The sequence below is a fragment of the Catonella morbi ATCC 51271 genome, from assembly GCF_000160035.2.
GTDB lineage: Bacteria > Bacillota > Clostridia > Lachnospirales > Lachnospiraceae > Catonella > Catonella morbi.
On sequence record NZ_KI535366.1, the window covers coordinates 350,412 to 364,371 of the forward strand.

General features: G+C 37.7%; 14 protein-coding genes. 1 reads left to right on the forward strand and 13 read right to left on the reverse strand.

The window, feature by feature from the left end; genetic code table 11:
• Positions 1 to 364 precede the first annotated feature (364 nt).
• The 13 genes from pepF to mtaB all read right to left on the reverse strand — a co-directional run bounded on the left by pepF (position 365) and on the right by mtaB (position 13,590).
• Entirely contained in the window at positions 365 to 2,164 is a 1,800-nt protein-coding gene (gene pepF, locus GCWU000282_RS01645; RefSeq protein ID WP_023353247.1) for an oligoendopeptidase F, read from the reverse strand.
• Between the two features lie 36 nt (positions 2,165 to 2,200).
• Positions 2,201 to 3,922 (reverse strand): phospho-sugar mutase, encoded by a 1,722-nt coding sequence (locus GCWU000282_RS01650; RefSeq protein WP_023353248.1) that lies wholly within the window; start codon positions 3,920 to 3,922, stop codon positions 2,201 to 2,203.
• Positions 3,923 to 3,931: 9 nt separating this feature from the next.
• The gene (locus tag GCWU000282_RS01655; RefSeq protein WP_035039351.1) at positions 3,932 to 5,161 is read right to left on the reverse strand and encodes a peptidase U32 family protein; all 1,230 of its coding nucleotides are present in this window, start codon (positions 5,159 to 5,161) and stop codon (positions 3,932 to 3,934) included.
• A 37-nt stretch (positions 5,162 to 5,198) separates the two neighbouring features.
• Positions 5,199 to 5,852 (reverse strand): O-methyltransferase, encoded by a 654-nt coding sequence (locus GCWU000282_RS01660; protein ID WP_023353250.1) that lies wholly within the window; start codon positions 5,850 to 5,852, stop codon positions 5,199 to 5,201.
• A complete protein-coding gene (locus GCWU000282_RS01665; RefSeq protein ID WP_023353251.1) occupies positions 5,849 to 6,253 on the reverse strand; it encodes an endolytic transglycosylase MltG in 405 nt (134 codons plus the stop codon). The genes GCWU000282_RS01660 and GCWU000282_RS01665 overlap by 4 nt, the downstream gene beginning before the upstream one ends.
• A 17-nt stretch (positions 6,254 to 6,270) precedes the next feature.
• Positions 6,271 to 8,208 carry a ribonuclease J gene (locus tag GCWU000282_RS01670; RefSeq protein WP_023353252.1) on the reverse strand — a complete coding sequence of 646 codons (1,938 nt, stop codon included), beginning with the start codon at positions 8,206 to 8,208 and terminating at the stop codon, positions 6,271 to 6,273.
• 25 nt (positions 8,209 to 8,233) lie between these two features.
• On the reverse strand, positions 8,234 to 8,695 hold the full coding sequence (locus GCWU000282_RS01675; RefSeq protein ID WP_023353253.1) for a Fur family transcriptional regulator: 462 nt from the start codon (positions 8,693 to 8,695) through the stop codon (positions 8,234 to 8,236).
• Positions 8,696 to 8,737: 42 nt separating this feature from the next.
• Complete coding sequence (locus tag GCWU000282_RS01680; protein ID WP_023353254.1) at positions 8,738 to 9,046, reverse strand: DUF1292 domain-containing protein; 309 nt, start codon at positions 9,044 to 9,046, stop codon at positions 8,738 to 8,740.
• Positions 9,047 to 9,066: 20 nt separating this feature from the next.
• Positions 9,067 to 9,489, reverse strand: a complete 423-nt coding sequence (ruvX, locus tag GCWU000282_RS01685) for a Holliday junction resolvase RuvX (protein ID WP_023353255.1) — start codon at positions 9,487 to 9,489, stop codon at positions 9,067 to 9,069.
• Entirely contained in the window at positions 9,489 to 9,782 is a 294-nt protein-coding gene (locus GCWU000282_RS01690; protein WP_023353256.1) for an IreB family regulatory phosphoprotein, read from the reverse strand. The genes ruvX and GCWU000282_RS01690 overlap by 1 nt, the downstream gene beginning before the upstream one ends.
• Positions 9,783 to 9,902: 120 nt before the next feature.
• Entirely contained in the window at positions 9,903 to 10,757 is an 855-nt protein-coding gene (locus GCWU000282_RS01695) for a YitT family protein (protein WP_023353257.1), read from the reverse strand.
• A gap of 150 nt (positions 10,758 to 10,907) precedes the next feature.
• Entirely contained in the window at positions 10,908 to 12,200 is a 1,293-nt protein-coding gene (locus GCWU000282_RS01700; RefSeq protein ID WP_023353258.1) for a methionine gamma-lyase family protein, read from the reverse strand.
• Between the two features lie 13 nt (positions 12,201 to 12,213).
• Positions 12,214 to 13,590 carry a tRNA (N(6)-L-threonylcarbamoyladenosine(37)-C(2))-methylthiotransferase MtaB gene (gene mtaB / locus GCWU000282_RS01705; protein WP_156913099.1) on the reverse strand — a complete coding sequence of 459 codons (1,377 nt, stop codon included), beginning with the start codon at positions 13,588 to 13,590 and terminating at the stop codon, positions 12,214 to 12,216.
• Between the two features lie 108 nt (positions 13,591 to 13,698).
• Between mtaB and GCWU000282_RS01710 the strand changes: the two genes are divergently transcribed.
• Complete coding sequence (locus tag GCWU000282_RS01710; protein WP_023353260.1) at positions 13,699 to 13,932, forward strand: HPr family phosphocarrier protein; 234 nt, start codon at positions 13,699 to 13,701, stop codon at positions 13,930 to 13,932.
• The last annotated feature ends 28 nt before the right edge of the window (positions 13,933 to 13,960 follow it).

The window sequence follows — 13,960 nt, forward strand, 5'->3', positions numbered from 1 at the left end:
GCAAATATATCCGACATGGCATATGTGTCACAATATACCGGTTCCAAAGCACTGACAGCACTGGAAGGAGTTTTCGCCCTTGGTCTTGACCGTAAAAATTTTCTACCGAAAGACCTTAATAAAAAATGTCGTAAAAAATTTTAAGATAAGCTTTGGATACAACATTTTTACAGCACTTAAAAAGGCGTAATATCCTTTAATTTTCAAGGGTTTACGCCTTTTAATATTTTTTAACTGTCGAAAACGGGGTTATATATATTTTAGCAAATATAGGATTAAAAAACAGAGCATTTTGTTTGACTTTTTACTACTTAATATGTCCAACAAAATGCTCTTATATTTAACTCAAATATGCTTCTGTAGCTTACTTAATCAATCCTTCCATTTCCGCTATAACTCTCTCAAATATCTTAAGCGCTGAGTTTATAGGCTCTTTGGAAGCCATATCTACTCCCGCTATTTTCAGCAGACTTACAGGATCATCCGTACAACCGCTGTGTAAGAATTTCATATAATCATTTACAGCAGTTTCTCCTTCTTTAAGAATACGATGTGCTATTGCAACAGCGGCCGAAAATCCTGTTGCATACTGATAAACATAGAAGTTATAATAGAAATGAGGGATTCTCATCCATTCATAACCTATTAACTCATCACTTACCATATCTTCGCCATAATACTTTTTATTTAACTCTAAATATAAACCGGTAAGATTTTCATGAGTAAGCGGTTCACCGCTTTCAGCCAACTCATTTGAAGTCTTTTCAAATTCAGCAAACATAGTCTGTCTGTAAACAGTACCCTTAAAGCTGTCCATATAGTGATTTAAAAGATATGTTCTTTCTTTATTATCCCTTGCGTTCTTAAGCATATATTCCATTAGCAGAACTTCATTTGTAGTAGAAGCAACTTCCGCTACAAATATCTTATAGCGTGAATCAAGGAAATTCTGACCTTCATTTGAGAAATAAGAATGCATAGCATGTCCCATTTCATGTGCCAGAGTAAATACATCGTCAAGAGTGCCGTTGAAATTAAGCAATACAAAAGGATGTACTCCATAAACTCCCGAGGAATAAGCACCACCACGTTTGCCTTCATTTTCAACCACATCTATCCAGCGCTCTGCAAAGGCTTTCTGCAAAAGATTCACATAGTTGGTTCCAAGAGGCTCCACAGCCCTGAGTACAAGCTCTTTAGCCTCTTCTATAGTATATTTTGCCTCATAATCCTTAACTATAGGCACATAGATATCATACATATGAAGCTCGTCAACTTCTAAAAGATTCTTTCTAAGTTTTACATATCTATGCATCTTGTCAAGATTGTCATTTATAGTTTCCACAAGGTTTTTATAAACTTCAGGAGATACATTGGTGCTGTCAACTGCCGCTTCCAAGGTTGTAGAATACTTTCTTGCTCTTGCATTAAACATAAGCTGTTTGACCTGTCCGGCATATAAAACCGCCCAGGTATTCTTAAAGCTTCCAAAAGTCTCATAATACTTTTCAAATACTTCCTTACGCAGAGCTCTGTCCTTACTTTCCTGAAGAGGAACAAATCTTCCGTTTGTAATTTGTATGCTTTCACCCTTTTCATTAGTTATCTCAGGAAATTTGAGATCTGCATTTGAAAGAGTTGCAAAGCCCTCATAAGGAAGCTCGGTAAGTTCGTTGGTACCCGCAAGCAGCTTTTCAAGCTCAGGACTAAGCGAGTGTTCCTTGCCTCTTCTTATTTCTGCAATAAATATCTTATACTTAGCCAGTTCAGGTTTTTCATAATAAAATCTTTCTATGGTTGCGGCACTTGCAGCTATAATTTCCGGCTCCATAAAAGCAAGCTTCTCAGAAGCAATTACTTCTGCAGACATAGCCTTTGAATAAAGTTTCTGGCCTGAAGTAGAGGTTGTATCCACATCCCTTATTTTAAATGCATATCCGGTTACAAGGTGAAACTTCAAACTGTATTTTTCATAAGTTTCAAGTACCTTGTACAAAGTATCGGCACTTTCTGTCACCTTACCTATAAATTCTACAATCTCATCAGCCAATGATAAAGCTTCATTTAAGGCTTCCTCCCATTCCTTTTCAGACACAAATATGTCTTCTATCTTCCAAGTAAGCTCAGTAGCCACTTCGCTTCTCTTTGGCAATTTATTTTCCATCTGTCTCTCTCCTTAAAATTTATAAAATCTGTTTTATCAGTCTCCAAGTTTTTTAAGTTCTGCAAGCACCTTATTTAATTTTTCTTCAGAATCTTCTAAGCTGTCTCCCTTAATACCCGCATAGAACTTAATCTTAGGCTCGGTTCCGGATGGTCTTACGCAGAACCATGCATCGTTCGTCATGTCAAAATAAAGTACATTTGACTTAGGCAGCCCTGTAGTTCCTGTCTCACCTGTAGTTAAATCTTTAACCACATCATTTTCATAATCTCTTGTCTTAACTACCTTATAACCTGCAAGCTCTGTCGGAGGGTTCTTACGAAGGTTATCAAGTATTTCATTGATACGCTTGGCTCCATCCTCTCCCACAAGAGTCATTGTGTAGATACCCTCTTTGAAATATCCGTACTTCTCATATATATTTATCATCTGATCCCAAAGAGTAAGTCCCTTGTCCATATAGTAAGCAGCAGCCTCACAAAGACCTACTACAGCCATAATACCGTCTTTATCTCTTGCATGTGTTCCGATTAAGCATCCGTAACTTTCTTCAAAACCGAATTCATAAGTTCCCTTACCTTTTTCCTCAAAACCCTTAATCTGCTGACCTATGAACTTAAATCCCGTAAGTACTTCAATCAGGTTAAGCTTATAATGCTCAGCTATCTTAAATGCAAGATTGGTTGAAACTATGGTTGTAATCATGGTACTGTCATCTTTAAGCAATCCCTTTTCCTTCTTTACTGAAAGTTCATACTCAGCAAGAAGCATACCGGACATATTTCCGGTAAACTGTATGTATTTTCCGGTCTTTTTATCCTTAGCGTACACACCGAGACGGTCAGCATCCGGATCATTGGCAAGCACTATGTCAGCATCCTTTTCTTTGGCTAATTTGAGTGCAAGTGCAAAAGCCTTCTCATCCTCAGGGTTAGGATATTCAAGTGTAGTAAAATCTCCGTCGGGCTCCTCCTGCTCTTTTACTATATACACCTTCTTAAAGCCTAATTCCTTAAGCATTCTCTGAACAGGTACGTTTCCTGTACCATGGAAAGGAGTATAAACTATTTTTAAGTTCTCCGCCTGCTTCTTTATAGCCTCAGGACTAAGTATCAGTTTTTTAAGTTCGGCCACATACTTATCATCTATTTCAGCACCGATTACGTTAAAAAGACCTGATTTTTCAGCCTCAGCCCTATCCATAGTCTTAATGTCGGAAAATGCTGTATCCTTAACAAGATTTATTATATCCTTGTCTACAGGTGCTGTTATCTGACATCCGTCATCCCAGTATACTTTATATCCGTTATATTCCGGTGGATTATGGCTGGCTGTTACCATTATTCCCGCAGTACACTTAAGTTCCCTTACTGCGTAGGAAAGCTCAGGGGTAGGACGAAGTGCATCGAACACATAAGCCTTAATTCCGTTTGCATTTAGAGTAAGAGCGGCCGCTTCCGCAAATTCAGGCGAAAAATGTCTTGAATCAAAGGAAATTGCAACACCCTTAGCTTCTGCTCCCCTGCTTATTATATACTTTGCAAGACCCTGAGTTGCTCTTCTTACTGTGTAAAGATTCATACGGTTGGTACCGGCTCCGACTATACCTCTGAGTCCACCTGTTCCAAATTCAAGATCCTTATAGAACCTGTCCCTTATCTCAGCATCGTTCCCGGCTATAGCCTTAAGCTCAGCCTTTGTCGCCTCATCAAATACGGGACTTGTGAGCCACTCTTCATAAAGTTTCTTATCGTCCATACCTTCCTCCTATTCTGCTTCTGCGCTACGCATAATATCCATAACCTCTACATCTGCATCAAACTTTATCTTAACTATGGACTGAGGGTGCGGACAGGATTCTATCTCTGCCCCATTCTCATCCCACATTTTAAGAACTGTAGCATTTACGTCCCTGCCATCCGCCTTCATTATCTGAATCTTATCACCTACACCGAACTTATTCTTTTGTTCAAATATGGCAGTTCCGTCTTCATTAACTTTATCAATATAACCGAAATACTTACAGCCGGTTACATAGGTGTTGTTATCATAAATCTGCGAATCGCTGTCAGGCTTGTCAAAGAAGAAACCTGTAGTAAAATTGCGATAGGTACATTTTTTTATTTCTTCCGCATACCAACCTTTGTTGGCTTCAAACAACGTAGCAGATTCAAACCAGTCATCAATAGCTTTTCTATAAGTTCTTGCGACTGTAGCCACATAGAGAGCAGTTTTCATTCGCCCTTCAATCTTGAAACTGTCTATACCGGCCTTAACAAGCTCAGGCACATAATCTATCATACAAAGGTCTTTAGAGTTAAATATGTAAGTTCCTCTTTCGTTCTCTTCTATAGGCATGTACTCGCCCGGTCTGTTTTCTTCAACCACATGGTACTTCCAGCGACAAGGATGTGTACAGGCTCCCTGGTTGGCATCTCTTCCCGTCATATAATTTGAAAGCAGACATCTGCCGGAATAAGCCATACACATAGCTCCATGCACAAAGGTCTCTATTTCCCTGTCTGCCGGTATATGATTTCTGATTTCTGCTATCTCATCCAAAGACAACTCTCTGGCAGATACTACTCTTGTCGCCCCAAGTCCGTACCAGAAGTTAAAATCAGCATAATTTACATTATTTGCCTGTGTACTGATATGAATATCTATTTCAGGGGTTATCTCCTTAGCCAACATAAATACACCCGGATCGGAAATAATAATCGCATCAGGCTTTATTTCTTTAAGTTCCTTAAAGTACTCACGAACTCCTTCCAAATCCTTATCATGTGCAGTTATGTTAGCCGTAACAAAAACCTTTTTACCTTTTTCATGGGCATATTTTATACCCTCTGCCATATCTTCCTTAGAAAAATTTTTCGCCTTTGCCCTAAGTCCATACATTTCGCCACCTATATAGACAGCATCCGCTCCATATTTAACAGCAAGCTTAAGTACCTCAAGACAGCTCGCAGGAATTAGCAGCTCCGGTTTCTTTATAACTAAATTTTCTTCCATCCAATCTTCCATTCTAATTTTACTTTTTAATTGATACAGCCATGCCATCGCCTGATTCCAAAAGCATGGTTTCAAATTCTTTATCCGTAAGCAGGGCATTTACATACTCCCTCATTCTTCGGTGTATGGTTCTGTCCCTTCTTACTACAGTATATCTTGAGTCAAGCAGTCTTCCTTCCTGGAGCATATTATCCGTTATAAGTATTCCTCCGGAAACTAAAAGCTTTTTAATATTTTCAAAAAAATTGATATACTGACCTTTTGCAGCATCCATAAATATAAAGTCATAAGTTTTATCTTTGCTTACAAGCTCAGACAAAATATCCGTTGCATCACCTTCAATAAGGGTAATCTGCTTATTTTTATCAAACTTATTAAAATTTTTCTCTGCTTTAACTACCCTATCTTCCATCTTTTCGATTGTAGTAATTTTAGCCTTTTTGTTCAAAAATTCCAACATAAATACAGATGAAAATCCTGTAGCAGTGCCTACTTCAAGTATATTCAAAGGTTTTTTCATCTCCAACATAAATCTTATAATACGCTGGCTCCCTTTTCTGATTATAGGGATATTTTCTTTTATATTTTCAATCTCAAAATCTGTAAGATATTCAGGCAAACCATCAGGAATACTTTCTAAAAAACTTTCAAATCTTTCATGCTCCACCATCATTTTTTATTCTCCGTACCTTTTGTTGGTGTAGTAATAACTTTAAAAATCCGATCATAATCCATATCACTGCTAACTTTGTAAGTTCCCGGCAAAATATTCTGTTTCGTCAGTTTCGCTCTCAAATAAAATGAATACTTATTAACGATTATCTTCTTGGCATCAAGCATATTTGCCACTTCCATTGTTGACTCACCTTTACCTATAGTGACTTCAGCAGTATAACCTGAGTTTTTGGTGACTGAGACCGAACCAAATACCTGGTATGCAAAGTCATAGGCATAATGACTGGCTTTAATTACCAGGTAAACTATTACCATATAAAATATTATATTCAGAAAGATATGTATAACCACCCCGAATATATTCAGTACAATTCTTCCTGTTCTTCTGCCGGCTGTCACCAAGTCACCTCCACATATTAATATTCAACATCTGTAATTATTGTAATTATCATCGGAGAACGCTTTGTATGTTTCCAGATAAAGTCACTTAAAGCATCTCTTATTTCATTTCTGATTTTATTTCTTTCAATTGTTCCTTTGTCCTGACATCTGATTAAGGCTTCATTTACAGTATTCAGCGCATCTTTAAGAATAGTATCCGACTCTTTAACATAGATAAAGCCTTTGGTTACAATTTCCGCATCCGATACCATGAGATTGCTTCCCTTTTCCATCGCAAATGTAACTATTACAAGTCCATCTTCTGAAAGCTTCTGTCTGTCTCTCATTACTGAGTTACCTACATCACCTATGCCGAGACCGTCAACCATAATCCCCTTACATTCTATCTGGTCTATTACCTTACCGCCATCTTCTTTAATTTCCAGTACATTTCCGTTTTTGAGAATGAATATATTCTCCTTTAATATTCCCATTTCTTCCGCAAGTTCAGCATGGCGTACCAAATGCCTGTATTCTCCATGTATTGGTATAGAATACTTAGGTCTTATTAACGAGTACATAAGCTTTATTTCTTCCTGACAGGCATGTCCCGATACATGTGCATCTTGGAAAATAACCTTTGCCCCCTTCAGGTAAAGTTCATTTATAACCTTTGAAACAGATTTTTCGTTACCGGGAATAGGGGTAGAGCTGAATACTATGGTATCTCCCGGCTTAATGCTTACTTTTTTATGAATGGAAGCAGCCATTCTTGAAAGCGCAGCCATGGCTTCTCCCTGACTTCCTGTTGTTATAAGTACAAGCTGTTCATCTGAATAATCCTTCATCTGGTCAATATTTATCAGAGTATTTTCTTTGATATTAATATAACCTAACTCCCTTGCAATGTTTATGATATTAACCATACTTCTTCCGTCTACAACAACTTTTCTGCCAAAATTCTCTGCTGAATTAATAATCTGTTGAACTCTGTCCACATTTGAAGCAAAGGTAGCAACTATAATTCTGTTATTTTTATTATCCGCGAAAATATTGTCAAAAGTCTTACCAACTGATCTTTCAGACATTGTAAATCCGGGTTTAAGCACATTTGTGGACTCACACATAAGTGCAAGCACACCCTTACGCCCTATTTCTCCAAATCTCTGTAAATCAATAGGATCTCCGAAAACAGGGGTATAGTCTACCTTGAAATCACCTGTATGTATTATGGTTCCAATCGGTGAATATATGGCCAGCGCCGCCGCATCGCTGATGCTGTGATTTGTTCTTATAAACTCAATTCTGAAACAGCCAAGATTAATAGACTGCCCGTATTTTACTATCTTACGTTTAGTAGTCTTAAGCATATTTCTTTCACTTAATTTACTCTCTATAATCGCAACTGTAAGCCTTGTTGCATACACAGGCACGTTAATATCTTTTAAAATATAAGGAAGTGCACCTATATGATCCTCATGACCATGTGTAATAACAAAGCCCTTAACTTTATCAATATTCTTTTTTAAATAGTTTACATTAGGAATTACACAATCTATTCCCAACATATCATCTTCCGGAAAAGACATACCGCAGTCAACAACTATTATACTGTCCTCATATTCAAAGGCGGTGATATTCATTCCTATATGTTCAAGGCCTCCGAGCGGTATAATCTTTAGTCCGCTCACAGGTTTCTTTGTCTCTTTAACTGTCTTTCTCGGTTTTACTTCTCTTGAAGTTTCTTTTGGCTTTTTAGAAACAGCAGGAAGTTTATCTATATCTACTCCTTCTGCCACTACTTTTTCTTTACGCTGTCCGGTTATTATTTTCCCGGTATTTTTTTCGGCAGAATTTAAAGCTTCTACTGTTTCTTTTTTTGTGCGCCTGTATTTGGTTGTAGCTTTCCCTATAGTTTCGACGAGCTTACCAAATTTCTTTTCGTTCTTTTTCTCATTGTTTTTTTCTGACATTTGTCCTCCTTGATTTAGGAGTAAATCAGTCCTGTTTGTTAGCCTCTCTGCAAGCCTTACAGTATCCATAGAGCTTAACTTCATGATTAACAACCTGGAAACCTGTTAATTTATTAATCTCATTCTCAAGAGGTTCCATAAAATCCTTTTCAAATGAAAATACACTGTTACAGCCAAGGCAAATAAGATGATGATGTCTATGCCCACTTGGAGATGACTTTCCAATCTCATACCTTATAAATCCGTCATCGAGACTGAGCTTGTCTATAAGTCCCATGTCTGACAGTAACTGAATAGTACGATAAACCGTAGCAAGTCCGATATCAGGATGATCCACTCTTACCAAATCAAATATTTCTTCTGCCGTAAGATGCTCATCCTCTCTTTGCTGCAACACTTCAAGGACAGCTAAACGCTGCCCTGTCACTTTTAAGCCCTTTGACTTAAGTAATGCCTTAAAATTCTCATTATTCTTTTCGTTTTGCATGGCTTCACCTATTCCCCAGGTTCTGATATACTTCGTTTACAATTATTCTTCGTCTATTTCAAAATCTACGTCATCCATCATTTCTTCAAATACTTTGGATACGGTTAAAATTTCTTTTTCATCATCTACAATCTTGTATATTACATCTTCTCCGTCTTCGGAAACACTCTCTTCTTTGATGATGAATACATCAACAGTGGCATCATCATCTTCCAAATCTTCAATTTCAGCATCTGAAACTAAAAGATAACTCACTCCCGCAAGCTTTGTCTGGCAGAGCACTGTAAGCTCTTCATTTTCTCCGTCCTCATCAACGAAATCAACAGTTCTTAATTCTTCATTCTCTAACATAGTTTCTCCATTTCTTAGTTTTATTGTTTATTAGCATTCATATAATCTTCTAAAATAAATACAGCCGCTACCTTATCAACTATCTTTTCACGCTCTTCCCGCTTTAGTCCGGCTTCTATCATTATCTCATGAGCACTTACCGTGGTAAGTCTCTCATCCCAGAGTATGACCTCTATTCCCGTCCTGCCGGTAAGCTTTTTAGCAAACTCTTCCGACAGTTCACACCTTTTACTGACAGAGCCATCCATATTCTTCGGGTAGCCCAATACTATTTTTTCTACTTTATATTCCTCTGTAAGCTCTGTTATCCTGGCTAAAGTCTGCCGGAGTTTATTTTCTTCTTTTCGCCTTATAACTTCAAGTCCCTGCGCTGTTAAACCAAGTCCATCGGTAACTGCCACACCACAGGTCTTAGAGCCTAAGTCCAAACCCATTATCCTCATTAACGCTTGCCCTTAAACATAGACTTCTTTGTCTGGGTAAATGACTCAATATAGTTCTCCATAAGCTCCTCTACAAGTTCATCTCTCTCAACCTTCATTATCATGCTTCTTGCGTTGTTGTGATTGGTAATATAGGTAGGATCTCCCGACATTATATAGCCTACAAGCTGATTTACAGGATTGTAGCCTTTTTCATTAAGAGCCTCATATACTTTTTTCAGCACATCTCCTACCTCAATCTTAGGAGCAACAGCAACTTCTTTAAAATATTGTGTATTATTTATATCAGCCAATGTATTCTCTTCCTTCCGAATAAATTATTTCAAATCTGAGATTATAACTTCCATAATCAAACTAAGCTATATTTCTTACAATTTTAATATAAGTAATGAGATATTTCAAGATATAAGTTTCTAGCATTTTGGTTTTGGTTTATACATAATTTCATTAATTGTAGACACTGTGACAAAAGCATCCGGATCTGACTGCCTTAAATGTTGCATAAGCATGCCATATTCCCTCTTATTTACAACAGCCACTATTTCTTCCTGCTCAGTATTGTTATAAGCTCCTATTACCTTATATAAGGTAGCCCCACTATGCATGTTTTTTAAAATAAACTCCTTAATTTCATCACTTTTACGGGATAAAATGCATACCTTCTTTTTAATATTTGTACCAAAGAGGAAATAATCCAAAATAATCCCGTTAAGATATGTACCAAGCACACTTAATACAACTGTTTTAGTATCATAAGCAAAAATAGCCGAGAGTGAAACCAGCATTCCTGCAAAGGACATAGCCTTGCCCTTATCAATATGCAGGTATTTATTTAAAATCTTAACAATGATATCCAGCCCGCCTGAAGATGCATTATGATTGAACAGTAGGCTTAACCCTATACTTATTATAAAAATATAGCAAATCATATCTAAGAGCGGATCATTGGTAAGCCCCTTATAGGAAGGAAAAAGTTTTTCAAAGATTCCTACAAAAACAGGCAAAATTATGGAAGTATATACAGTCTTTCCTCCGAATTCCTTACCTACAAAAATAAATCCTATAATCAAAAGTCCCACATTAAACATCAAACTGATAGTTGCCACACTAAACGGCATAAATTTCTGTAAAACTACTGCAAGACCTGCAATACTGGCTATAGCCAGATTATTTGGCATCATAAAAAAGAATACGGCTATTGCCACTATGAAAGTAGCAAAGGTGATTACTGCCATATCCTGAATGTAACACCAACATTTACCCTTCATCTTTATCCCCCAAATATATAAAGTTGTTAAATATTATAACACATTTTATGACTGTTTTCTATAAAAGATTATCATTTAACACGGATTTTAGCTCGTTATCCTTAAATTCATCTCAAGTTATTCCCGAAACATCTTGTGAATAATTATATTTTATTTTGAAAGCATCCCTGTATTGATTAGGCCTTTTTCAAATATTTTCTGCAAGCTCATCATTATACCGAACTTTGCATGGTTAAAGGTAAGTCCTCCCTGAAAATATGCGGCATAAGGCTCGCGCATAGGGCCATCGGCGGAAAGTTCGATTGAAGAGCCCTGTACGAAGGCTCCGGCGGCCATAATCACCTGATCATTATACCCCGGCATATCCCAAGGCTCAGGAGTTACAAAGCTGTCTACAGGAGCAGCCGCCTGTATGCCCTCACAAAAAGCCCTAAGCCTGTCACCAGACTTTAGTGAAACCGCCTGAATAATATCGTATCTGTCTTCTTTGCTGTTTGGAAGCACATCAAAGCCTAAGCTCTCGTATACATTTGCCGCAAAAATTGCTCCCTTAACAGCCCCTGCCGTAACTGTAGGCGCCATAAACAAGCCCTGGTAGAAGGATTGATTAAGCCCGAGAGTAGCCCCTATTTCCTTACCAAGTCCCGGACAGGACATACGATACGAAGCCATGTCTACATATTTTTCTTTACCTGCTATGTAACCGCCTATAGGAGCAAGTCCGCCGCCCGGATTCTTGATAAGCGAGCCTACCACCATATCAGCTCCTACATCGGAAGGCTCAAGTTCTTCTACAAATTCACCGTAGCAGTTATCCACCATACAGATTACTTCCGGCTTTATCTTTTTAATAAAGCTTATAAGCTCTCCTATTTTTTCTACCGAAAATGTAGGGCGTACATCATAACCTTTGGAACGCTGAATAGTTACAAGTTTTGTTTTTTCATTTATGGCGGCTCTTATTCCGTCATAATCAAAGGAAAAATCAGGAAGTAAATCCACCTGTCTGTAAGTTACACCGTATTCAGCCAATGATCCGTCTGTGGGCGTTATTCCTATTACCCCGTCCAAGGTATCATAAGGCTTGCCAACAGGCGAAAGTATCTCATCTCCCGGTCTTAAATTCCCGAAAAGGGCTACAGTAAGGGCATGGGTTCCGCATAGTATGGCAGGTCTTACAAGGGCGGCTTCAGTATGAAATATATCCGCATAAACCGCTTCAAGAGTTTCCCTACCCAAATCATTATATCCATAGCCGCTGCTGGCCGCAAAATGAATATCGGAAACCTTATTTTTCTGCATAGCCTTAAGCACTTTTAATTGATTGATTTCAGCTGTTTCATCTACCTTTTTAAATCTATCGGTGAGTTCCGTACAGATTTTTTCACAATAATCAAAAACCTCCTCACTTATTCCCATTTCTAAATACTGTTCTTTTAACATGACTTCCTCTTTTCTATATTTCTCTTGCTATCATCATACCTTTGAGCGCACCATCCGAAGTATCCGAAAGCATCATCCCCTTAACATTAAGGAACTCTTTATCTGCATTTTCACGTCCCGAAAGAATCATCTTAGGAACGGCAACTTCAATATATCTTGCGCTGTGAGCCATAACATAATCTTCTCTTCCCTTGATTTCTTCTTCAAGTAAAACTTGTTCCATATCTCCGTTAAAGCTTTCAAGGTATTTTTCTGATACTTCTTCACACACCTTAATCAGTATATTTTCTCTCTCTTTCTTTATTTCAGGTGCAATCTGCTCATTCATCTTAGCAGCATAAGTACCGTCTCTTTTAGAATAAGGAAATACATGTACCTTTAAGAAACCCACTTCCTTTACAAAAGCTACTGTTTCTTCAAATTCTTCGTCAGTTTCTCCCGGAAATCCGACTATAATATCGGTTGTAATTCCCGGTCTGTCATAATATTTTTTAAGTAATTTTACCGAATTCAGATATTCCTCTGCACCATAATGCCTGTTCATGCGCTTAAGTACAGTGGTAGACCCGCTTTGAAGTGAAAGGTGAAAATGAGGACAAACTTTTTTTAGCTTAACCAGTCCTTCAAGAAATTCTTCCGTAATAAGCCTAGGTTCTACAGAGCCCAAACGTATCCTAAAGTCACCTTCTACTTTATTTAATTCAGTAAGCAGTTCCAACATCCTGCTCTCACCGTCTATATCCCTGCCATAAGAACCTATGTGAATACCGGTAAGCACCATTTCCCTAAAACCGGCCTTCACGAGTCTGTCAGTTTCTTCGACTATGCCCTCCATATCCCTGCTTCTTATCCGTCCTCTTACAAAAGGAATAATGCAGTAGGTACAGAACTGGTCGCAGCCGTCCTGAATTTTAATATTGGCGCGATTTTTTCCTCCGCCGGCATTTACTTCACCGCTATCGTAAGCCCAATCCTTATTTTCTTCTCCCGATTTAATTACATTATGCTTAAAATCTCTTGTTTTATTACTTCTTATATATTCTTCAACAAGACTTAATACAGAGGATTTTCCCCTTGTACCGACAAGTATATCCACTAAATCATCATCCTCAAGCTTTGACTGAGGTGCCTGCACATAACAGCCAACCGCCACCACTACTGCCTCAGGATTAAGTTTCTTAGCTCTGTGTAACATCTGTCTGGATTTTCTGTCAGCTATATTAGTAACAGTACAGGTATTTACTATATAAATATCAGCAACTTCATTGAATTGTTTAATTTCATAGCCATTATTCTTAAACATTTCTTTAATTGACTCGGTTTCATAGGCATTTACCTTACAACCCAGAGTCAAAAAGGCCACTGAATTATAATTATTGTTGATTTTCACAGTTTTTAGTTTTCCTTTTTATTTAATATGTATATTGACTTTTTGTCCTCTAAACCTTATCATTTAGTTGTATATAGCAATAAATCTCAATAAGGAGGAGGATTAAAAATGAAGTCAGTTAAGATTTCTTTGAATTCTATCGACAAGGTAAAGGCATTTGTAAATGAGGTAACAAAGTTTGATTCAGATTTTGACCTTGTTTCAGGAAGATATGTAATTGATGCTAAGTCAATTATGGGTATTTTCAGTCTTGACCTCTCAAAGCCAATTGACCTTAATATCCACAATGACGCTCAGGCTGATAACATCGTTAATGCACTTAAGCCTTTTATAGTAGAATAATCTGCTATTCGCATTGCCGCCTCTCCGT

Excerpts from the sequence above, each read along its gene's own strand:
- pepF (WP_023353247.1), bottom strand. The coding sequence starts at position 2,164 with ATGGAAAATAAATTGCCAAAGAGAAGCGAAGTGGCTACTGAGCTTACT.
- GCWU000282_RS01650 (WP_023353248.1), bottom strand. The coding sequence starts at position 3,922 with ATGGACGATAAGAAACTTTATGAAGAGTGGCTCACAAGTCCCGTATTT.
- GCWU000282_RS01660 (WP_023353250.1), bottom strand. The coding sequence starts at position 5,852 with ATGATGGTGGAGCATGAAAGATTTGAAAGTTTTTTAGAAAGTATTCCT.
- GCWU000282_RS01670 (WP_023353252.1), bottom strand. The coding sequence starts at position 8,208 with ATGTCAGAAAAAAACAATGAGAAAAAGAACGAAAAGAAATTTGGTAAG.
- GCWU000282_RS01675 (WP_023353253.1), bottom strand. The coding sequence starts at position 8,695 with ATGCAAAACGAAAAGAATAATGAGAATTTTAAGGCATTACTTAAGTCA.
- GCWU000282_RS01680 (WP_023353254.1), bottom strand. The coding sequence starts at position 9,046 with ATGTTAGAGAATGAAGAATTAAGAACTGTTGATTTCGTTGATGAGGAC.
- ruvX (WP_023353255.1), bottom strand. The coding sequence starts at position 9,489 with ATGAGGATAATGGGTTTGGACTTAGGCTCTAAGACCTGTGGTGTGGCA.
- GCWU000282_RS01695 (WP_023353257.1), bottom strand. The coding sequence starts at position 10,757 with ATGAAGGGTAAATGTTGGTGTTACATTCAGGATATGGCAGTAATCACC.
- GCWU000282_RS01700 (WP_023353258.1), bottom strand. The coding sequence starts at position 12,200 with ATGTTAAAAGAACAGTATTTAGAAATGGGAATAAGTGAGGAGGTTTTT.
- GCWU000282_RS01710 (WP_023353260.1), top strand. The coding sequence starts at position 13,699 with ATGAAGTCAGTTAAGATTTCTTTGAATTCTATCGACAAGGTAAAGGCA.